General features: G+C 61.0%; 18 protein-coding genes. 6 read left to right on the forward strand and 12 right to left on the reverse strand.

Going from position 1 to position 18,556, the window contains the following annotated elements:
• Positions 1–78 precede the first annotated feature (78 nt).
• From NKH41_RS23040 to NKH41_RS23050, 3 genes are all read left to right on the forward strand, one after another.
• Entirely contained in the window at positions 79–666 is a 588-nt protein-coding gene (locus NKH41_RS23040) for a hypothetical protein (protein WP_352934118.1), read from the forward strand.
• Positions 667–1,003: 337 nt separating this feature from the next.
• The gene (locus NKH41_RS23045; protein WP_352934235.1) at positions 1,004–1,930 is read left to right on the forward strand and encodes an ArdC family protein; all 927 of its coding nucleotides are present in this window, start codon (positions 1,004–1,006) and stop codon (positions 1,928–1,930) included.
• Between the two features lie 1,116 nt (positions 1,931–3,046).
• Complete coding sequence (locus NKH41_RS23050) at positions 3,047–3,358, forward strand: DUF736 domain-containing protein (protein WP_031213246.1); 312 nt, start codon at positions 3,047–3,049, stop codon at positions 3,356–3,358.
• Positions 3,359–3,505: 147 nt separating this feature from the next.
• On the opposite strand, the gene NKH41_RS23055 is transcribed toward NKH41_RS23050, so the two are convergent.
• Both NKH41_RS23055 and NKH41_RS23060 read right to left on the reverse strand, forming a co-directional pair.
• Positions 3,506–4,801: a DUF2130 domain-containing protein gene (locus NKH41_RS23055; RefSeq protein ID WP_352934121.1), complete on the reverse strand. Its 1,296-nt coding sequence runs from the start codon at positions 4,799–4,801 to the stop codon at positions 3,506–3,508.
• A 328-nt stretch (positions 4,802–5,129) separates the two neighbouring features.
• Positions 5,130–5,372 (reverse strand): hypothetical protein, encoded by a 243-nt coding sequence (locus NKH41_RS23060; RefSeq protein ID WP_352934124.1) that lies wholly within the window; start codon positions 5,370–5,372, stop codon positions 5,130–5,132.
• A gap of 462 nt (positions 5,373–5,834) precedes the next feature.
• Here NKH41_RS23060 and NKH41_RS23065 point away from each other — a divergent pair, with 462 nt between their 5' ends.
• A complete protein-coding gene (locus NKH41_RS23065) occupies positions 5,835–6,908 on the forward strand; it encodes a thermonuclease family protein (RefSeq protein ID WP_352934127.1) in 1,074 nt (357 codons plus the stop codon).
• Here the strand turns inward: NKH41_RS23065 and NKH41_RS23070 are convergent.
• The 3 genes from NKH41_RS23070 to NKH41_RS23080 all read right to left on the reverse strand — a co-directional run bounded on the left by NKH41_RS23070 (position 6,866) and on the right by NKH41_RS23080 (position 8,380).
• Positions 6,866–7,138 carry a WGR domain-containing protein gene (locus NKH41_RS23070; RefSeq protein WP_023819768.1) on the reverse strand — a complete coding sequence of 91 codons (273 nt, stop codon included), beginning with the start codon at positions 7,136–7,138 and terminating at the stop codon, positions 6,866–6,868. The two genes, NKH41_RS23065 and NKH41_RS23070, sit on opposite strands and share 43 nt — an antisense overlap.
• A gap of 211 nt (positions 7,139–7,349) precedes the next feature.
• Positions 7,350–7,691, reverse strand: a complete 342-nt coding sequence (locus NKH41_RS23075) for a hypothetical protein (RefSeq protein WP_352567064.1) — start codon at positions 7,689–7,691, stop codon at positions 7,350–7,352.
• Positions 7,688–8,380 (reverse strand): ParA family protein, encoded by a 693-nt coding sequence (locus NKH41_RS23080; RefSeq protein ID WP_352739476.1) that lies wholly within the window; start codon positions 8,378–8,380, stop codon positions 7,688–7,690. The genes NKH41_RS23075 and NKH41_RS23080 overlap by 4 nt, the downstream gene beginning before the upstream one ends.
• Before the next feature lie 325 nt (positions 8,381–8,705).
• Between NKH41_RS23080 and NKH41_RS23085 the strand changes: the two genes are divergently transcribed.
• Together NKH41_RS23085 and NKH41_RS23090 are read left to right on the forward strand one after the other, a co-directional pair.
• Positions 8,706–9,116 carry a hypothetical protein gene (locus NKH41_RS23085; protein WP_352917069.1) on the forward strand — a complete coding sequence of 137 codons (411 nt, stop codon included), beginning with the start codon at positions 8,706–8,708 and terminating at the stop codon, positions 9,114–9,116.
• A gap of 125 nt (positions 9,117–9,241) precedes the next feature.
• Positions 9,242–11,383: a relaxase/mobilization nuclease domain-containing protein gene (locus NKH41_RS23090; RefSeq protein ID WP_352934132.1), complete on the forward strand. Its 2,142-nt coding sequence runs from the start codon at positions 9,242–9,244 to the stop codon at positions 11,381–11,383.
• Between the two features lie 131 nt (positions 11,384–11,514).
• Here the strand turns inward: NKH41_RS23090 and NKH41_RS23095 are convergent, their stop codons facing one another.
• The 7 genes from NKH41_RS23095 to NKH41_RS23125 all read right to left on the reverse strand — a co-directional run bounded on the left by NKH41_RS23095 (position 11,515) and on the right by NKH41_RS23125 (position 18,544).
• Positions 11,515–11,796 carry a helix-turn-helix domain-containing protein gene (locus tag NKH41_RS23095; RefSeq protein WP_006205593.1) on the reverse strand — a complete coding sequence of 94 codons (282 nt, stop codon included), beginning with the start codon at positions 11,794–11,796 and terminating at the stop codon, positions 11,515–11,517.
• Positions 11,793–12,116 carry a type II toxin-antitoxin system RelE/ParE family toxin gene (locus tag NKH41_RS23100; RefSeq protein ID WP_352934136.1) on the reverse strand — a complete coding sequence of 108 codons (324 nt, stop codon included), beginning with the start codon at positions 12,114–12,116 and terminating at the stop codon, positions 11,793–11,795. The genes NKH41_RS23095 and NKH41_RS23100 overlap by 4 nt, the downstream gene beginning before the upstream one ends.
• 219 nt (positions 12,117–12,335) lie before the next feature.
• Positions 12,336–14,657: a type IV secretory system conjugative DNA transfer family protein gene (locus NKH41_RS23105; protein WP_352934139.1), complete on the reverse strand. Its 2,322-nt coding sequence runs from the start codon at positions 14,655–14,657 to the stop codon at positions 12,336–12,338.
• Complete coding sequence (gene virB11 / locus NKH41_RS23110; RefSeq protein ID WP_352739483.1) at positions 14,635–15,681, reverse strand: P-type DNA transfer ATPase VirB11; 1,047 nt, start codon at positions 15,679–15,681, stop codon at positions 14,635–14,637. The genes NKH41_RS23105 and virB11 overlap by 23 nt, the downstream gene beginning before the upstream one ends.
• Positions 15,647–16,972, reverse strand: a complete 1,326-nt coding sequence (virB10, locus tag NKH41_RS23115; protein WP_352934143.1) for a type IV secretion system protein VirB10 — start codon at positions 16,970–16,972, stop codon at positions 15,647–15,649. Before virB10 ends, virB11 begins: the two co-directional genes overlap by 35 nt.
• Positions 16,973–16,979: 7 nt before the next feature.
• Positions 16,980–17,816 carry a P-type conjugative transfer protein VirB9 gene (gene virB9, locus NKH41_RS23120; protein WP_352934147.1) on the reverse strand — a complete coding sequence of 279 codons (837 nt, stop codon included), beginning with the start codon at positions 17,814–17,816 and terminating at the stop codon, positions 16,980–16,982.
• Positions 17,813–18,544 (reverse strand): VirB8 family type IV secretion system protein, encoded by a 732-nt coding sequence (locus tag NKH41_RS23125; protein WP_352688695.1) that lies wholly within the window; start codon positions 18,542–18,544, stop codon positions 17,813–17,815. The genes virB9 and NKH41_RS23125 overlap by 4 nt, the downstream gene beginning before the upstream one ends.
• Positions 18,545–18,556: the final 12 nt, after the last annotated feature.

An 18,556-nucleotide genomic window follows, 5' to 3' on the forward strand; every position in this document is an offset into this window, starting at 1 on the left:
GTTCCTTTTGACCGCACCCGCAAGAAAGACCGGCAAGGGCCGGAACACCTGAAGGGCATCGCTAGAAAGGAAAGCTCAATGTCCAGTTCAACCCGCTCCATCAAGGCCAAGGCCCGCGTCGTCCAGCTCCGCAAGGGCACAACCCTCGAAATGGTCCGGCTCTGCTGCCCGGATGGCCGCCAGGCCACCCTCATTTCCGAAAGCTTCGGCCTCTCCATCCTCGACAGTGACGGCATCCGTGAATTCCATGAGCGCAGTCTGATCGAAAGCGCCGATACGCTCTCCGAGGGCCTTTCCGAAAAGGCCATGCAGATCCACCTGCAAAGGATCGTCGGCTCCCATGTCGGCTCCGCCTATGGAGCAGGCCAGTTCTACTCGAAGGCCGTAACCGAGGCGAAGGACGCCACGGCCAAGCTCGCCAATGACACCCGCGACGAGGACATTGACGGTCCGGTCGGCTTCGACAGCAAGGCCCAGCGCAAGCGCGAATTCGCCGCCGAAATGGGCCTTCAGGCACATGCACTGCGCATGGCGGCCGAGGGCGCCGTTGCCGCCTACGAGCACATCGTCGGCGAGAGCTGGAAGCCCTACGAACGCCAGACCGAGAACCCCGGCCAGACCGTCAACCGGCAGGCAGCCGATCTCCAGATGGCGGCCCTTGGCTAATCCCAATAGGCGGAGCTTCGGCTCCGCCCGCTCCTCTCATACTGAGGCTGGTGTCCCTCGGGGTCGCCGGCCTCTTTGCATGTGCCAAAGGCACCGAACTCAAAGAATGGGGATGGGCTGGTCGTCGGGACCGCGCCAATCGCGGCCGTCACGAATGATGGTCCTGCTCCGGTCCTCGTGCCGCGAAACGGCTGCGCCGTCCTCCACTGACGTTGCGGCCCGCAAGCGATGGTACTCAGCTTCCCCATCGATCGTCCGCGGGTTCGCGGACCTGCGGTCCTGCGCGTGCGGACCTCGTGACGGCCGCGATTGGCGCGGCCTCGAATGGAGGTTTGAAATGGACAGGAAGAGCAACAAGCCCCGCGTCGACATCTACGCGAAAATCACCGATCGTATCGTCGCGGATCTGGAGAAGGGCGTGCGTCCCTGGGTCAAACCGTGGAGCGTTGCGAATACGACCGGTCGCATCACACGGCCGCTCCGTCACAACGGCCTGCCGTATCAAGGGATCAATACACTGCTTTTGTGGTCGGAGGCGGTCGCGAGGGGCTTTGTCTCTCCGGTCTGGATGACGTTCAAGCAGAGTGCGGAGCTCGGGGGTCATGTTCGCAAGGGCGAGACCGGCTCCATGGTCGTTTACGCCAGCCGGTTCACTACGGCGGAAACTGACGCGCATGGCGAGGAAGTCGAGCGGGGTATTCCTTTCCTCAAGGCCTACACGGTGTTTTGCGCCGACCAGATTGAAGGTCTGCCGCCCCACTATCATGCGGCGCCAGAGCCTGCCGCCGATCCTGTCCAGCGCATCGAGCACGCCGACCGTTTTTTCGACAACACCGGAGCGGTTGTGCGGTATGGCGGAGACAAGGCCTATTATTCTCCCTCTTCCGACCATGTGCAGTTGCCGTCGCCGGAATTTTTCCGGGACATGGCTTCATTTGTCGCTACGAGAGCGCATGAGACCCTGCATTGGACATCGGCTCCTCACCGGCTGAACAGGGACCTCAGCCGCTACCACAAGGACCGCACGGATCGCGCGCGCGAAGAATTGCTCGTGGAGTTGGGTGCTGCGATGCTCTGCGCGGACCTCGATATCGTCCCTGAGCTCGAGCCGAGGCCCGATCATGCCGCCTATATTCAGGGCTGGGCCAGCCTGCTGGGCAGCGACAAGCGGGCGATCTTTCAGGCGGCCGCCCACGCACAACGCGCGGTCAATTATCTCCACGAATTCCAGCCGCAGGCGGAAGAATTGGCGAGTGCGGCCTGATGTTACGCGCTCAACTGTTACAAGGGAGGGCCGAGCCCCCCTCGATCCGCTTTCGCGTCATCAGTCTGGGCGCGGGAGTGCAATCGACCCCCTCGTCCTGATGGCGGCACACGGTTATTTTAGCGCTATATTCGTCGATACTTGCTGGGAAGCGGCCGTTGTCTACGACCATCTTCGCTGGTTGCCTCGCCGAATGTGCTGCCCTTTGCGCGAAATCTCCCCAACGTCGCTGAGGGCAAGCATTGGGCATCGATTCCCGCTTTACCCCGGCACCGTCGACCGGGATTTCCATGCGGATAAGCCGAGCCGCGAGGCCATAGAGAAGCGCATAATTCGGCAGAATTGCCTCAACTAGGTCGACATCTTGACGTGGCCGGCTAATGCCAGCTCGACCTTTGGCAAAATGAGGGATGTGCGGCGTGTGGTGGTCCAGTTTGGCAAGCGTCGTTCGCTCGGCAGAGCACACCAGGCTGAGGCCCCGCCTTGCGGCTGGCCCCGTTCGGGCGGTAACCCGGGGCCGAACCCTGATCAGCCGGCTGGTGCCGGCGTCCAGCCCAAAGATGCCTATCGATGTCCGCTATGCGGCCGCTCCTGCTTGAACAGCAGATTATCGGGCTCCTGGGACTCGCCTCGCGGCCCGTCATCGGTCGACCGATATCAGGAGGCGGGTGCGTTTCTTTCCGAGCTGTCCGTCGTTCTACAATGAGGCGTGACGGGGACGGCCAGGCTTGATGATGCCTGACGTTAGTCGAAGTTGCGGTGATCATGCCGATGGGAGCTCGACCGTCGTCTGGCCGGCGGTTTCATGGAAAGGCCCACCACCTGCGTCCTCGATGGGGCTGCTCTGACCGAAGGCCGTCTTCGCTTCGCTGCGCCTCGTTCTCAAACCCGCAACAGCCGGTTCGCGACTTTCTTCCCCTGGCGGCTGCGCCGCCATTCCGCGCGGAACAAGAAAGCCTCCCCCTGGCTGCCCTTCACTGTCGTTGCGGCCCTAAGGACCACCCCATGCGCGCGCGCAATGGGGACCCCGGTGGGTGCGGGCCGATCGCCTCCGGTCTGTCGACCGCCATCGAGGTCGCGGTGGTCGCGACCCGAGAAACTCAAGGAGACGACATCATGGCTACCATCGGCAACTTCACTTCCTCGGATAACGGCTTTGCGGGCACGATCAAGACGCTTAACCTCAACGTCAAGGCCAAGCTGGTCCGCGTCGACAACCCCTCCGACAAGGGTCCCCACTTCCGCATCTTCTCGGGTCCGGTCGAGCTGGGTGCGGCCTGGCAGAAGGTTTCCAGGGAAACCGGGCGTGACTACCTCTCGGTCAAGCTGGACGACCCGAGCTTCCCCGCTCCGATCTACGCTACCCTGATCGAGGTGGAGGGAGAGGAAGGCCTGCAGCTGATCTGGTCTCGCCCCAACCGGGACTGATCGCCTCGACGAGGGCTCCGCCGCAAGGCGGGGCCTTCGGCCTTCCTCAAACGAACGTGGGCAGGCGGAAGGAATCAGCATGACGAAGCGATGGCTGCGGAGCAGGGACTCGGATCCCGTCTTCGCCTTGGCCGACCTGAAGGTCTCCTATTCAGTTTCAGGCCAAGAGGCTTCAATCGCCAGCACATCCAGCCCCTCAATCTCCTGCATCACCTTTCCGGCGATACCGTGCAAGTCACCATACATGCCGACGGTCGCCTCGATCACCACTTGGATCTGCGCCTCGCGCTTGGCCCACAGGCGTGTTGTGACCTTGCGTTCCTTGGCGAGGTCCTCCTGCATATCCGAGAATTTCTCCACGATCGCCTCGACGCGGTGGCGGAACCGCGGGCCGGTCAGATAGCCGTAGACCTGCTCCATTTTGGTGGCCTGACCGTCCTGGGCGAGGCGGGAGTTGGCCAGTTCAATCAGGGATTGCCGAAGCATGATGGCGATCGGGATCGCACATTTGGGATGGGCGACATAGACTCCGTCCACAAGATCGAAGGTTTCCACGCCGGGAGGCAACGCTTCCGAGACCATCAGCGCGATATCCGCTTTCGCGGCTCGTTGATCTCCTCTGAGCTTCCCAAGCCAGCCCTGGCTCCAGTTCTTGGTGCGTTTCGATTCCCATAAAATGGCGCCGCACGGCTGGCCGGCGGGTCCGACCACGCGGTGTAGGACATCTCCGCCGAACTCGCCCTTGGCGACCGGTTCGATGGTGTCCATCGGGAACCGGCTGGCTATGAGGAACTCCAGCTCAAGCTCGAGGACCTCGCCCTGCAGCTGCTGAGAACCCTGTTCCGCACGGCGCTTCAGCTCCTCGATCTGGCGCTGCATGCCGGCTATCTGTTCTTCTTTTTCGGCAACCTTCATTTTGAGGCCGTCTTCGGCTTCGGACCTAGCCTTTACGCGAACGGCGTCCAATCCCTCCTGGATCTTCCTTTCGATTGTCAGCGCCATCTCGCGCTTTTCATCGTCAAGTGCACGCTGCTGTTTCAGGAATTCCGCCTGTTGCTGCTGGGCCTCGGCGAGCTTTTCGTCGCGCGCCTTCAACGTTACCTCCAGCTCGGCAAGCTTGTTATCCCTTTCCTCCAGATCTACCGAAAGCAGCAATTTTGCCTTGCGGGCTTCCTCGACCGCGATTGCGGCACGCTCAAGCTTGATTTGCTCAGCGACCTGGTTGCCGATGTCCTCTTTGGCGGCGTCGATCGCCGCCCGCTCACGTTTAAGCTCTTCCTCCCGGGCCGCCATTGACGCGTTGCTCTGCTCCAAACGCCGATCATACTCCTCGCGAGTCGCGGCAATCAGCGGCGCCGCAAGCGACTCGTTGAGCTTGATCTCCGTTTTGCAGCTTGGGCAGCTGATTGTCGGTTCATTGAGAATCCTGGGCTGGACAGTCATTGGCGGGCTGACTCACTGAGGGCTGATGTAGACCCAGACTATATATTATCGACCGCTTTTGGAAAAGAACAAACAGCGAACATTGGTATAATCCCCAGCGTGCGGACGGAAGGGCTATTTCGTCGTCGAATTCCCGCAAAACGGCACGGTGAATCCCACCGTCTTCTACGAATGACTGTTTCTCTTTTGCGATCTGATCGGCAATCCGCGGGAACTTGACCCGAGAATGAAATTAAACACCGCCTGAGGCTGACCCAGCCCTGTCGCCTGCAGGGCTGCCGGAATCCTCGCTGCGGCTTCGGCCTGGTCGGCAAGCAGCGAGCTTCCGCTAACGCCCACATTTCTCCGCTATTGCGGCGATACATTCCTCGAGACGCTCCAGGCGCGATTTCGCAATACGAAGTTCATTCCCGGCGTCGAAACGTCGATTGCGCCCGTGAGGTGTGGTCGCAATGAGGTTGCGCTCCAGTTCGGCAATGTGCGCACGCACCTGTCGGGCATCGTCCTGACGCAACGCGTTGATCCATCCACGCCCGCGCATCAGTCTTCCTGCCAGCACCCCGATAGTCATGCCCGAGTTATGCCACCGAGACCCTAATTTGCGGCAAGCCGAAACAGTCGAAATTTACTTCCGCTAATGCGATTATATTTTTGACGAGGCGTTCATCCGGTGGAACGGCACCAGGATCGGTGAAGGACCTCTATGGGCCTTGCTCGGTTGAACTCGTGCCCTTGGGCGCGAAGAAACACGTCCATCTGAACCTCTGGTAGGCCTCGAACTCATATGCGGAATGATCGTTCGATAGAACGTCGTCAATCGCTCGCAGAGATGACATAGTGCTGCTCGACTGAGCAAATGCAGGGCCCGCAGACAAGGCCTACATGGCGGATGCGAATAGAAGCCGTTTCATGACAGCTCCTAGAATAGGCAACGTGCCTTCGATTTCATAACAAGCGAGCCGTTGAGCGGGTCCGATAGGATTCTGGACTTTGTGGGTATTTTGGGCGCATTCTTTCGCCGGGGAGAAGGGGCTTGGATAAATCCCGCTACGATGATCGGTCAAGCTCGTTGCGCAAGCGTACTGGCGCAGGACGCTCGCTCGTACGCCGCTGGGCCAGCGTGCCGATGAGACTGGTCTTCGTGACCGTGGCTGCGGCTTCCGCTCTGGTGACGCAGTTTGTCATGCATAACAGCGGATCGCTGCCGGAAATCAATCTGCAGAACGTAATCAAGCCGAGACCGGTAGCAATTTCTGGGGTCGCATCTGTGATCGACGGCGACACGATCGAGATCCATGGCCAGCGCATTCGCTTCAATGGTATCGATGCACCGGAGTCAGCACAGCAGTGCGACGACGCCAACGGCTTCCACTATCAATGTGGCGCGAAGTCCGCCGCCGCTCTCGATGCCTTTCTCGCCGCCTCGCGACCGACCCAGTGCACGTTTGTGTCATGGGATCGGTACGGCCGCTATGTCGGTAATTGCAGGCGGGCCGATGGTGCCAGCGTCGCCGCCTGGATGGTCGAGAACGGCGAAGCTCTTGATTGGCCAAAATACAGCCAAGGTGCCTACGCCATGCTGCAGGAGAAGGCCAAGGCAGCAAGGGTTGGCATCTTGGCAGGAACGTTTGAAGCTCCCTGGGACTGGCGTGCCGACCATCGCGCTGACAACGAACAGCGATCGACGATCGCTCCCCTGCTCGCTGCATCGCCCGGTGCCTGCAACATCAAGGGCAACATCAACGCCCGTGGTGAGCACATCTATCACATGCCTGGCCAAGAGTATTACGATCGCACCGTCATGTCGACCAGCAAGGGAGAGCGGTGGTTCTGCAGCGACGAAGAGGCGGTGGCCGCCGGTTGGCGCAAAGCAGGTGTTGCCCTGCTTTTATACTGCGCTGGCGCGGGCCGTGGGAACGGTGAGTGCTTCGGCAGGGCCCCGAAAGTGCGAGCATGCGGCAGCGTCGAGATCACTGACTTCACGACTGGCGACATCGCGCCAGCGCCGCGTACACGAGCGACTTTGTTCCAAAACCTGGCTCCCGTCACTCTACCGGCTACCTGTCAAGACGGGATCGCTTCTGCGCGTCGGGCGGATCGCGGCTGATAGCCGCGCATCCGTTTGGCGCGCAGCAGCTCGAGGAAAAGGGCGACGGCTTCGCCCTCGGTATCAAAGGAGTGCTGTACCGTGCGGCCGGTGGTTCCGATCCGGCCCCAACGCCGGACCAGGCAGGTCTGGCCGAACAGGGTCTCCTCGATCGACAGTGCATAGAAGCGCGCCATGTTCCGATCCGCGTCGCGGCGTTCGATACAGAGGCGATAGAGCTGCGCGATCATTGCGGACAGAATCGCGCAGCCGGACGCGCGCGTCCAATGAATGGTTTGAATCAGCGGACGCGGATCGATTCACTCTGATGATGGATGGAACCGAACGTCAGTCGCTCAGCAGCGTCTTTGATGGCCTTCCCCGAAGAGATGTAGCCATCCTCGTTGGGCCAGAGTCCTGGGCGGTCGGTCGTACGAAAATCGACGCTGATAGCGCGTCTGGCTACTTCGGCTGCCGAGCAAGGAATTCCGTTATCAAGCCCTGCACCACCTCCTGCATGGTTGTTCTGTTGCGCGCGCAATGGACCTGCAGCTCGATCATCTGCGAGACCGGAATGCGTGTGTGCAGCCGGGCTGTCTCGCCGTCTGTCTTTGGCCTTTCGAGCTTCGCTTTCGCCGCTCTGGCAGACTGGGTTCTCGTCTGCTGCTCCAGGTTGTCGGTTTCGCTGATGCTGGATTCCACAATGGCAGCCATGTTGCGCGAGAACGGATCATCCGAACGGGCACGCGGTTTCAAGGCGGGCAGCGGCAATTGGTTTGCGGTCCGATCGCTTTTCTCGTTCATTGCGGGGTGGCTCCGTTCAGTTTGCGGATGATCTCGGCGGTCAGGGCATTCGTCTGGTCGCGAGCGTCCTGCACGGCCTTGTTCATAGGCTGGACTTCGTAAAGCGTCCCGGCGGTTGCGATTGAGGCGAAGGTCGGCCGTTGCGACAAAAAGGTCTCAAGCACGCTTGCGTTGGCCTGCCGCAGCAGCTGGATCGCTGTGCGGAAGGCCATCGTGTTGTGTTCGATCCCCGAAACCATGTTGAGCATCACCGCGTGGGGAATTTCGCGGTGGCGCCCTCCAAGTGAGCGGATGTGCCGGATCAGACCGAGACATTGCTTGACATCGAAGACGTGCGCTTTCGTCGGAATCAGCACGAAGTCGGCGTTGGCGACGGCCGGGCCGAGTGCAGCCACGGCCGTGCCCTGCACATCGACCAGCAGCAGGTCCTCGGCGTCGGATTGCGCCAGGCGATCGATCAGGTCGTCGGTCGAGCTGATGGGGATGACGTCGATGTTTGAAAGCGCGTACCCGGCTCGGCGACTGTTCTTGCTCCACTCCACCGCGGACAGTTGCGGATCGGTGTCGAGCACCGTCACCCGATGACCGGCGGCGGCGAATTCGCCCGCGAGCAGGATGGTGGTCATGGTCTTGCCGACCCCGCCTTTGGGAGAGGCCACTGTGATTTGCACCGCGCGTTGTTCCGGCATTGTTTTTTCCCAATGTTGCGTACCTTGGCGTCAAGGCGCATAGGCGATTTGGCGCCAAAGTGACTTTCTTGCATTATGACTATGCGCCGATGCAACAAAGTGCCGAGGCGCATAAGTGCCTGTGTGATAATATGAATTTGCACATCGGTGCAATGTCCCAGGATGCATGATCGGCTCTGCATTAATGTGTCAGTGAATCAGTATAATGTTTCGTATTGAATTGACAGGATACGCAATTTGGGTCCAAATTGGCTGAGCAGGTCGTCGCTTCGCTTCGACCTGGACCGTCTTCGACGTGAGGCCCATCCGCCATAGCGAGGAATTTTTGGACACCAGCGCCGCCCACAAGGACACCCGAAAGCGCTCTCGGATCGATATTGGGCCGGAGGCGGGCGCGCTCCTGGATGAGGCCTGCAAGGTGTTCCAGCTTGACCGAGCGGAGACGTTGCGGCGCATTATCCGGGCCAGCCTGGATGTCGGTCCCGCTCTGTCAGCTGAGAATTCACGCACTGTCGCGGCGTTGGCCTCAGAAGTTCGGATGGTCGGCCGAAACCTCAGCCAGCTTCTCCATGCCATTCATTCCGGCCACGCTGCCCCCATGGAGGCGGCGTTGCCGATATGGGAAGCGCTGGATGAGAGGGTGAAAGCTGTCGACGCCGAATTGACGGCGATGACGATCGCCCATGGCCTGAAACTTCGGAAGGCGGCGCATCTGCTGGATGGTGAGGGCGCGTGAACCTAGACCAGTCTTCTATACAGGCCATAGCCGATCGGATTCGCGCGAGCGCGGCTTTTGAAGAAGAGAACCGCAAGCGCCGGCGTTGGGCCCTGTTGTCCTTTGCTGGAAATGGCGATGATGCGTTGTTCAAGACGGTTCGCGGCCGGAAGGGGGAGGGCGGTCTCGGGGCAAGCCAGCCACCGGAACCCGCCGTGCCGCGCTCGTCTCCCGGGGAACTGGAGCCGCCGCGCGGTAAAGCCGGGCGCCTAAACCTCGGCCTGCCAGCGAAGCGACGGAAGCTTGCCGGCGGACCTGCGCCGAGGGCCGCTGCCGACAAGCTGGCGGCCGGGTATCAGCCGGCCGTTCTGAAGGTGATTTCCTACGGGCATGGCGTCACAAGGGCAGCCGCCATCGGTCAATATATCCAGAAGGAGGGCGTCGCGCTCGAGACGCATGACGCGCGTATCCTGGCAACGCAGGAAGCTGTTGCCGAGGAAATGAAACAGTGGGGCAAGGGTTTCGACAAGCGGCGGGAGAGCGAGGATGTGGCGACGTTTCGGCTTTCGCTGGGAGGGCAGGAGAATGCCGAGCGCCTTTCACAGGCAGTTCAGGCAGGTTTCGCCGGCCACGGTTTCGCCTATCGTATCGACACACTGCAGGACGGATCGAGCGTCGCGCGCGTCGTCGCGACCATGGCCGGACACAGCGTCGTGCGGGGTGAGAACGGGGACGACAAGGTGAAGCATCGGTTTCACTTTTCGGATCGACGCCAGCAGGATCGCCAGTTCTCGGCACCGACCCGGGCCATGATCGCCTCGCGGATCTCCGAGGCGCTTGGGGTCAAGGAGGATACCGTTTCGGTGAAGCCAATTGGGGAGCCCAGCCACGGCAAAGCCGGTGTCGTGTTCCAGCTCGCGCGCCTTAGCCATGACGGACCGGCGATCGGCGCCGACGGCGCCGCGATCGCGTCTGAGGAGGCGATTCGGCAGACCGCGCAGTCCTGGGACAAGACCCTGAATTCCTACAAGCCTCGCGACACCATGCACATGATCCTGTCGGCCAAGGCGGGCGAGGACAGGCAAGCTCTGGTAAGGGCCGCACGTGGGTTCCTGCATGAGCAGTTCCCCAATCACAAATTCGCCTTCGGCATGCATGCCGACATGGCCGAGGAGGGCGGTCATATTCATGTCCACGCCATCGTTGCGGTGAAGGGTGAGGACGGTGAGCGCTTGCGACCAGGTCCGGCCCAGCTTCGCGAATGGCGCGCGCTCTATGCCCAGCACGCACAAGCACAGGGCATGAAAATCGTCGCGACCTCCGCGGCCTATCGAGCGTCATCACAAAGCTATGGCCCGCGCGACAAGGCGATTGTGGCCACGGCCGAAAAGCCGCGGCCGGGCAGGGAGGCGCGTGACCGCGCCTACGCCCGTGCAAACCCGCACGTCATCGAGAAAGCCCGCCAGCGGATCGACCACGCGAGGGCCAACCCGATAAAGATTCCGATTTCGGCGCGCCAGCTGCAGGCCACCCAGGCAAGCCTTCGGGACTGGCACTCGGTTGCTGCTTCCCGGCCGGATAACGCGATAGCGAGTCAATTCATTGTTCGGATGACGCAAGCTTCCCGATCCGGTACTGTTGTGGTCGCTATTCGAGATGGAAAGGGTGTTCAAATGAGTTCAGATGCCACCGCGGACCAGATGCGGGAAAACCTAAAACAGATCAACGAGACCGTTAACAAGACAGCGGCCATGATGAACGGCCAGACGAAAGCGGAGTTCTTACGGCGCGCAGCGCCCACCATGGAACTGCTGGCGATCCGGACGGATCTCAAATCCCTGCAGGAAGGCGGCGTCACGCATGTCAGCGAAGACCAGGCCCATCGGATTGCCGGAGCGCGCGCCGAAGCTTTGATCCATCGCGCCCAGGAAATCGAGGCCGCTGAGCGGCTTGAGGCCGATCGCGCTCGCGAGATCCGTAATCGCGCCATCGAGCAGGAGATCCGCGACGAACGAGCCGGATCGGCTGATCCGACCTCGCTTGAGCAGGTTGCGCAAGACCGCGAAATGGTGCGCAACGCCGAAAGCATCGCCGCGAAGGAAGCGCGCGAGGCACAAGCCGCAAGCGAAGCCGCGCGATCATTGGCACAGAATCCTAACGAGCGGCTTGATCCCGAGATCGTCAAAGGCGAACGGCTCGAAGAACTGCAGCGCCTGCAGTCGAGGAGCATCAACACCGCTCCAGTCGAAGGCGAAGAGCCGGATTCACAGAAGCCGCAAAAGCAGTAGTTGCCTCGCCACGCAGCACTGCGTGGGCTCGTTGTTCCCTAAGCCGGACGCTGCAGGGGCTCCGTTCGGCACACGCTCGCGTCCAAACGCGGATGTACTCCGAGGAAAGACGAGGATTAGACATCTCGTGATTATGCAACCTCCTTCACCCGGATTTCTATATCCAGGTGAGCGGAGGCGGCGATGTTGACGAGCGCGTCAAGCGAGAACTTGGCGAGCTTACCGCGCAGCAGATCATTGATACGAGGGCGCGTCAGGCCGAGCCGCTTGGCGGCTTCCTCCTGGGGAATGCCCCAACGCTGGACTGCCTTACGGATTTCGTAGAGCAGCGCCGAGCGCGCTTTAAGGTTTGCTGCCTCCTGTTCGGTGTCCGCCAGGGCATCCCAGACGTTCTCATAGATTTCTACGTTCATCGTTCTGCCTTCCATCGTTTTAGCCGTTGAGCCGCCAGATCGAGGTCTTTCTTGGATGTGGCCTGTGCCTTCTTCTGGAACGCATGAAGCACCAAAACGCGGTCCTCTAGGGTCGACAGATAGATGACGCGAAACGCTCCCGATGCCTCCCGAACCCTGATTTCCCTGACGCCGGCCCCCACGATCTGCATAGGTTTCCAGTCGTCGGGATCGTCGCCGCGCTGGACAAGTTCGAGCTGCCAGCCGGCCTCTATCCGCGCATCGTCAGGAAACGCTCGAACATCCGCCCGGCTGCTTCCAAGCCATTCAATCACCTTCATCGGGGTGCACTGTATCGGTTTTGATACATGTTGGGTAGAGTGAAAATCAATCGCGTTTTACGGACCAGCAATCAACTCACGTCCCCACCAAGAACCGGGAGGCGCAACGAAACGGTTCGATGCGCCCGCCATCGGATTAGAGACGCTTCGTCTTGTTCTCACTCGACATAGGCACCGAAGGCACAAATCGCTCATTTGTATTCAACTGAATTTCACGTCCTAGCGATCGCCGTGACGTCTAATTTGATCCTGCAGCGCCTCAAGAGCGGCTGACGGTAGCCCGTCGACATCTCCGCTATCCACTGACGGTGACAGGGAACGAGCGCCGGCCTCCACTTCCTGATCGAGCGATGCGAGCAGCGCGGCGATCGACGTGGACTTGTTTCCCGGCCGGACTTGGAATTGCAAGACACTCGCCTTGCCTTCAGACGCACTCGGGTCGGACGTCTTTGACGCTGCCGGCGCCGATCGCCGGCCAAGCGTGGGAAGCGGCCGCGGCGCATCATCAGCCGTCTGATCGGCCCGCTTCGGCTTCAACTCCGGAACTTCAGCGGCGACCTCGCTCTTTGCTTCAGCCTCACCGCCCGTTGAAAGGCCTGAGCTTAGCAGCACCTGTGGTGCGTCCGCGCTGTCGCTCTTTACTTTCGGCTTTAACGCGACGGGATCAGCCCTTTCAGCCGCAGTCGCACGCGGCACCGCATCGGCATAGGCTGTATCGCCCGAAGCCGACGCTTCGACGGTATCAGGTTCCCCCAGCTCGAAAGGGGCCGCCGGCGCGTTGTTAGCCGCCGCTTCGACCTCCGCCATGGAGCGCAGCGGAAGATCCTGCCATCGTGAGAGAGGCGGAACCTTCAAGCGCCGGTGGCGAAATTCCTGATAGGTCGCCTTATAGGGAGCGTCCTTATAATAGGTGATCTTGCGCACCCTGAAACCAGGGGGGCTCGAGCCCAGAACCACGGCCTGCTTCGCCGGCATTTGCCGAAGCTCCGCCGCCGTCCGGAACGGCCTTTCCTGATAACTTAAACTCTTGTCTCGGGCCCCAAATATACCTTGACCAGCCCTGATGATCGGGGTGGGCACCTCGATCGTGGTCGGTCCCAGCATTACAGAGACATGTTCCGAGGTCTCCACGTCGTTCATGCGGATGAAAAGCTTCACCTGACACGCGGTCACCGTGGTGTGCCGCGTCGCTTTTCCATAGACTTCGTCAAGCTGGGCAAGATCCTGCAGGATCAGGACCATGCGAAAGCCATAGCCCGCGTTGATCGCCAGCTTGGAAACGATGGACTCCATTTTGCCGAGCTGGCGAAACTCGTCGATCATCACCAGGACCTGATAGGGCTCGTCCGGGCCTGGTGAGGAAGCCATCAGCACATCATGGATTTGCTGAACCAGGAGTTTGATGATGGGCCGGAACACGTCGAGCTGCGCCACCGAGCAGCCGATGAAGAGAGCCGTCGGGTCCTTGCGAAACTTCGAGATATCGAAATCGGTCGACGCCGTAGCGGCTGCAACGAGATCATTGGTCCAGGGGTTGAGAGCCGCCGTCAGGTTGAAGTAGGCCGAGTTTCGCGTTTCCTTTTCCAGCGCAATGAACTGGTTGAGCCCGTGCACGACCCACGAAGGCAGATATTTTTCCTCCTCATTGCGGATATTCGTCAGCACTCTGAGAAAATCCACGCCGGTCGAAAGAAGCATCGCGACGGCGCGCAAATGACGCTGCCCCTCATAGCGTGGTGACGTCAGCACATAGCCGATCATGGCCGAAAGCAGCTGCCGGCCGGCGCGCGCCCAGATCTCGGAACTTCCTGTCGCCTCGGGGATGATGAAGGAGGAGACCACCGCGCAGTCCGTCGGCATGCGCGCATCGCGCCGGATGAAATCCAGCGGATTATAGCGATGCGAATCCTGCTCGCCGGGCGAAAAGAAGAAGACCTTGTCGCCGAGAGCCTGCCGGTGCGCACCGAACGCGTCGAAGTTCTCCCGCTTCGGATCGAACCACACCGAGGATCCTCGCCACATATAACCGTTCGGAATGACAAAGCTGACGCCCTTGCCGGATCGGGTCGGCCCGACCACCAAGACGTGCGCGGGCTCGTCCGAGCGGATCGTCGCCCCACCCATCTTGCCGAGGATCAAGCCTTGCTTTGCCAGCAGGTTTTTCCTTTCGGCGTCCATGATCGTGCCGAACCGCGCATTGCCGTAGTGCTTTGGCTTGCGGTTGATCAGGCTTGCAAAGATCAGGCCGACGCCGATCGCCACGACAACCGCGACCGCGATCGCGCCCCGGATGATCGTCTCGCCCTGCGTGGGATGATAGGCCAGGCGCTGGCTGAAATGCTGCCAGGCAACGAACAGGCCGCTTAGGCTGCGTTGCGCGTTCTGGTATTTTAGAAGCCCCCAGCGCGAGGCGCCTTCAGAGGGCAGCGCGGGATTCCACCGCCATGTCGCCACCAGCTCGTAGGCCAGGCTCCAAAGGGCAAAGAAGGCGGCGAGGCCGATGAGGCCGAGGAGAAGCCTATAAGCGAATACGCGAGACATTCTGGGGAACCTTTCTGGCGGCTCTCCATTCGGTCATGCGGTTGAACCAGATCGCCGAAGTTCCGCGCCAGCCGCCCCGGCGCGTTTGTTGGATCACAATCGGCAGGACCGACCGCACGTAATCGATGATTTCTGCCTTGCTCAGCCCGAGCCCAGCCTGCATGACCATCAATGCTAGCTGCTCAAACGCACCGGTCGGGCTGTCCGCATGGATCGTCGTGATCGATCCGGGATGACCTGTGTTGACGGCGCGCAAGAATGAATAGGCTTCCGCTCCCCGGATCTCGCCCAGGAAGATTCGATCCGGCCGCAACCGCATGGCGGCTTGCAGCAGCGTTTCAACGGTCACGTGCGCCAGGCCCTGGTCGCCCTTTGATGCGACGAGGGGCAGATAGTTGGGCTGGTGTGGTTTAACCTCTCGCGTATCCTCAATGGTGAGGATTCGCTCATCCGAAGGCACCTCGTGCAAAATCGCGTTCAGAAACGTCGTTTTGCCCGACGATGTGCCTCCTGAAAGCAAGATCGAATACCGTTCCCGCACGGCCAGGCGGAGGAAATCCTCGATCTTGCCGGCGTCGAGATATTCGCAAAGGGCGCTGTCGGTCTCGCTCAATTCGCCGGGATCCTGGACGGAGATCGCATCGAACGACCCCCGCTTCCGGTAATCCTCAAGGCGCATATCCTTCACGACCTGCTTGCGGATCGCGAAGGCGCCTCCTGTCGGCGTTGCCGGCGCAAGCACGCCCTGGAAGCGTTCGCCGCCGGGGAGGGCGGCCGAAAGCAAGGGATTTTCCTCGCTGATCGATTGCGAGGATGATGCCGCTATACGTTCCATGAGGTAAGTGATCGCGGCGCGGTCGAGCTCGGGGACGTCGAAGGGCTCCATATGTGTCGAGCCAACAATTTCGACCCACACAAGTCCAGGCCCGTTTGCACAGATTTCGACCACGCGATCGTCGTCGAGCCAGCGCCGCACCGGCTCCAGCGCCTTATTTAGAAAGACGGTTCTTTGCTGCCCGCTCACGTCGTATCTCCGTCAACGCCTCGCGCACCGGGTCCGGATAGAACTCGGAAAAATCGAGGTCCCGGCGGACGAACACCATGATGCGCGACCCCTGATCGACATGGATCGTGGGCGCGATGTTGATTGAATTTCGAAGCGCCTCTTCGGCAATGCGATTGAGGCTTTGCGAAATCTGTTGCGCGCCGATCTGGCGCGCGCTCTGCAGGTATTGGTTGGGCTGCGTCTGGATTGTCACCGTCTGTCCGGTCTGCGGGTCCGTGTAGGCCTGGTTGGCGTTCGACCCATTCTGGTCGTTGCCAAGGTTGGCGATGAATTGCGTCGCACCGCCCACGACACTTAGAAGGATCGCCGAGCCGAACCGCTCGAAATAATGGTTGTCGACCTCGCCCGGCATGCCGCTGGGACCGAGCTCGTCGGTGCCGGTCGAGCCGAGCTGCACCGACATGCCGTCCGATCGAAGCAGGCGTGTCCACACTATGAACACCCGCGTTTGGCCGGTTGCGAGACCACTGCGATATTCACCGATAAGGCGGGAGCCAGCGGGGATCAAAACCCTGCGACCGTCGAACGACCACACATCCTCCGACACGACGGCCCGAACCATACCGGCAAGATCGCTCTGGATCGCGGTCTCGAGTACGCCCTTGATCATCGTCCCTTGGGCGACCAGAGCGTCCGTGCGCGGGTTCATCGTGGCTTTCGATGTATCCGCTCCGCTCTGGCTCGCCCTTGCCAAAAAACGCCGATTGGGGTCCTCCTCGCCCTCGCCCTCGCCCTCGCCCGCATTTACGGCCGCCGCTGCATCCGCTCCATTGCCGCCGAGCGCTGATGCACTGCCAGGCGCATCGCCGCTATCGACGACGAGCTGCTTGGCGCGCAAGCGCTCCCATTTGCGGCGCTCCTCTTCTTCTTGCCTGCGCCGTTCTTCCTCAGCCAGACGACGGGCCTCGGAATCATCCTGCACCTGTGGTGGAGCTGCAGGCGGTTGCAAGGCTGGTGGAGGGGGAGGCGGAGCCTCGACCGTCGCCGGCGGCTCCGCGGGAGCCGCCGGGATTTTCAGGGTGCCGTTATCAAGCTGAGGACGCGGCGTATCGAGCCCCGGTGCGGGAAACTGTGTGGTGTGAAACTCCTCGCCATCCGACGCCGTCAACAGCGGCTTGTCTGGCGCACGCGTCGCCGCATAGATCATCCAGCCGGCGAAGACCACCGCACCCAGCGGCACCACGATCTTGAAGAATGTGCTCGCCCCGAATTTTGGCGGGGCGACCGCCGTGCCTTCCTCGGCGAGCATTCTGTACTCATTGGGAGATGGCATCAGGCCCCCTCACTTTCCGAACAGTCCCACCGCCGACACGCTGCGGCTCGTAAGGTTCAAGCCCGGTCGGTTCGTTCACATTGTTCAGTCTCAGATTGAAGACGCAGGTTGCTTCGTTGCCATTGCGCAGCGTCCATTGGTAATTGACCTTGTCGACGACGATGTACGCGCCCTCGCGGCGATAATTCACAAGCGTCTCATTGCGCTCGCTGTCGACGACATAGATCGCCGGCACTTCCCTTGCCGGATCGAAGCGGAACCAGGTCTTCACGCCGTCGTCGTAGATCACGAGCGGCTTATTTGCCGACGACCCCTTATAGGCATAGGACGAGTTGGCGTTTTCGGCCTTGAAACCCTGCCGGTTCGGCTGTGCCGCCCGGGCCTGGGCCTCGTCCATCAGCGCCGCGTCCGACACGTCTTCGGGATAGCGGAACTTGATCGCATAGACTTGTTGCGCAACCGGCCGAAACTCGCCGTTGAGGAAGAACACATAGCTGCGCTTGTTGGTCAGGACGTTGAGATTCCCGCCCGCATTCTTCTCGATCGGCTTCACAAAGAGCACATTGCCCTTCTTGTTGGGCTCGATGCTCCAGGCCGGGACGTCGCCAGCGCCGAGGGTTTCGATTTTCTCGTCATCGCCGAATTCGATCATGGTCGAGGCGCCATAGCTGGCCGGCACCGACACCACATCGTCCTTCTGATACCAGACGAAGCGAATGCGACTGTCACGAGATCCCGCCCGAGGGGTCTGTTCGGCAAGGGCCGGCTGAACCGCGCAAACGCCGAGCCCGATTGCCATCAGGATGCCGGCGACCTTCATTGCGGTGTCTCCGCGGTGGGTGCCGGCGCCGTCTCCTGATCGCGCCGATATTCGAGCACCTGGAAGCCGAGCGGATTTTGAAAGCGGATCTCGTTTTTTGCCGGCACGCCGGTGTAGCGGAACCGGATCAACGACACCCAATGCCGCTGCACGGTGTTCGCCTGGCTCTTTTCCTCCGTCATGAACCGGACCAGGGCGGTCCTTTGGTTGGGAAATGTCACGGACTTCACGGTCACCGCCACGACGGTGTTTCGCCCATAGAGCACGACCGGGTTCGTCACCTTGTTTGCCGGGCTGAAAAGCTCGACGAGCTCCCTCGAGGCATCGCCGGCGCTCAGCAATTGCGCGAGATCGAAGTTGTCCTTCAGCGCCTTCGGATCGTAGGTCTCGCGAGCCTTCACATAACGGACGATATCGAACATCCCCATCGACTCGTCCTGCTGCAAAGGCCCGTCGGCCAGCGGCCGCTTGACCTCGACAAACCCGGTGGATTTGTCGACCACCACCATGTAGGGCTCATAAGTCTTGAGCGGCAGCGCGAGGATCAGCGCGCCCACCGCTGCAACGGCAATGACCGAGGCGACGCTTGCGACACACCACGCCAGAGATCGCGACCAGCGATTGCGCCGGGCGATATCTTTTTCCCAGATTGCCGCATCCGCGTAGTACGGCAAGGGAGACTCGGTTTCCTTCGCCGGTCCCCCAGCGCTTTCCTTCACATCGCTCATTGGTGCCCCAAA

This window comes from Mesorhizobium sp. M1169, assembly GCF_040318345.1.
Taxonomy (GTDB): Bacteria; Pseudomonadota; Alphaproteobacteria; order Rhizobiales; family Rhizobiaceae; genus Mesorhizobium.

What these genes read in the sequence shown, in the direction of transcription:
- NKH41_RS23040 (WP_352934118.1), top strand. Translation starts at nt 79, where the DNA reads ATGTCCAGTTCAACCCGCTCCATCAAGGCCAAGGCCCGCGTCGTCCAG.
- NKH41_RS23045 (WP_352934235.1), top strand. Translation starts at nt 1,004, where the DNA reads ATGGACAGGAAGAGCAACAAGCCCCGCGTCGACATCTACGCGAAAATC.
- NKH41_RS23050 (WP_031213246.1), top strand. Translation starts at nt 3,047, where the DNA reads ATGGCTACCATCGGCAACTTCACTTCCTCGGATAACGGCTTTGCGGGC.
- NKH41_RS23055 (WP_352934121.1), bottom strand. Translation starts at nt 4,801, where the DNA reads ATGACTGTCCAGCCCAGGATTCTCAATGAACCGACAATCAGCTGCCCA.
- NKH41_RS23060 (WP_352934124.1), bottom strand. Translation starts at nt 5,372, where the DNA reads ATGACTATCGGGGTGCTGGCAGGAAGACTGATGCGCGGGCGTGGATGG.
- NKH41_RS23070 (WP_023819768.1), bottom strand. Translation starts at nt 7,138, where the DNA reads ATGATCGCGCAGCTCTATCGCCTCTGTATCGAACGCCGCGACGCGGAT.
- NKH41_RS23075 (WP_352567064.1), bottom strand. Translation starts at nt 7,691, where the DNA reads ATGAACGAGAAAAGCGATCGGACCGCAAACCAATTGCCGCTGCCCGCC.
- NKH41_RS23080 (WP_352739476.1), bottom strand. Translation starts at nt 8,380, where the DNA reads ATGCCGGAACAACGCGCGGTGCAAATCACAGTGGCCTCTCCCAAAGGC.
- NKH41_RS23095 (WP_006205593.1), bottom strand. Translation starts at nt 11,796, where the DNA reads ATGAACGTAGAAATCTATGAGAACGTCTGGGATGCCCTGGCGGACACC.
- NKH41_RS23100 (WP_352934136.1), bottom strand. Translation starts at nt 12,116, where the DNA reads ATGAAGGTGATTGAATGGCTTGGAAGCAGCCGGGCGGATGTTCGAGCG.
- NKH41_RS23105 (WP_352934139.1), bottom strand. Translation starts at nt 14,657, where the DNA reads ATGTCTCGCGTATTCGCTTATAGGCTTCTCCTCGGCCTCATCGGCCTC.
- virB10 (WP_352934143.1), bottom strand. Translation starts at nt 16,972, where the DNA reads ATGCTCGCCGAGGAAGGCACGGCGGTCGCCCCGCCAAAATTCGGGGCG.
- virB9 (WP_352934147.1), bottom strand. Translation starts at nt 17,816, where the DNA reads ATGAAGGTCGCCGGCATCCTGATGGCAATCGGGCTCGGCGTTTGCGCG.
- NKH41_RS23125 (WP_352688695.1), bottom strand. Translation starts at nt 18,544, where the DNA reads ATGAGCGATGTGAAGGAAAGCGCTGGGGGACCGGCGAAGGAAACCGAG.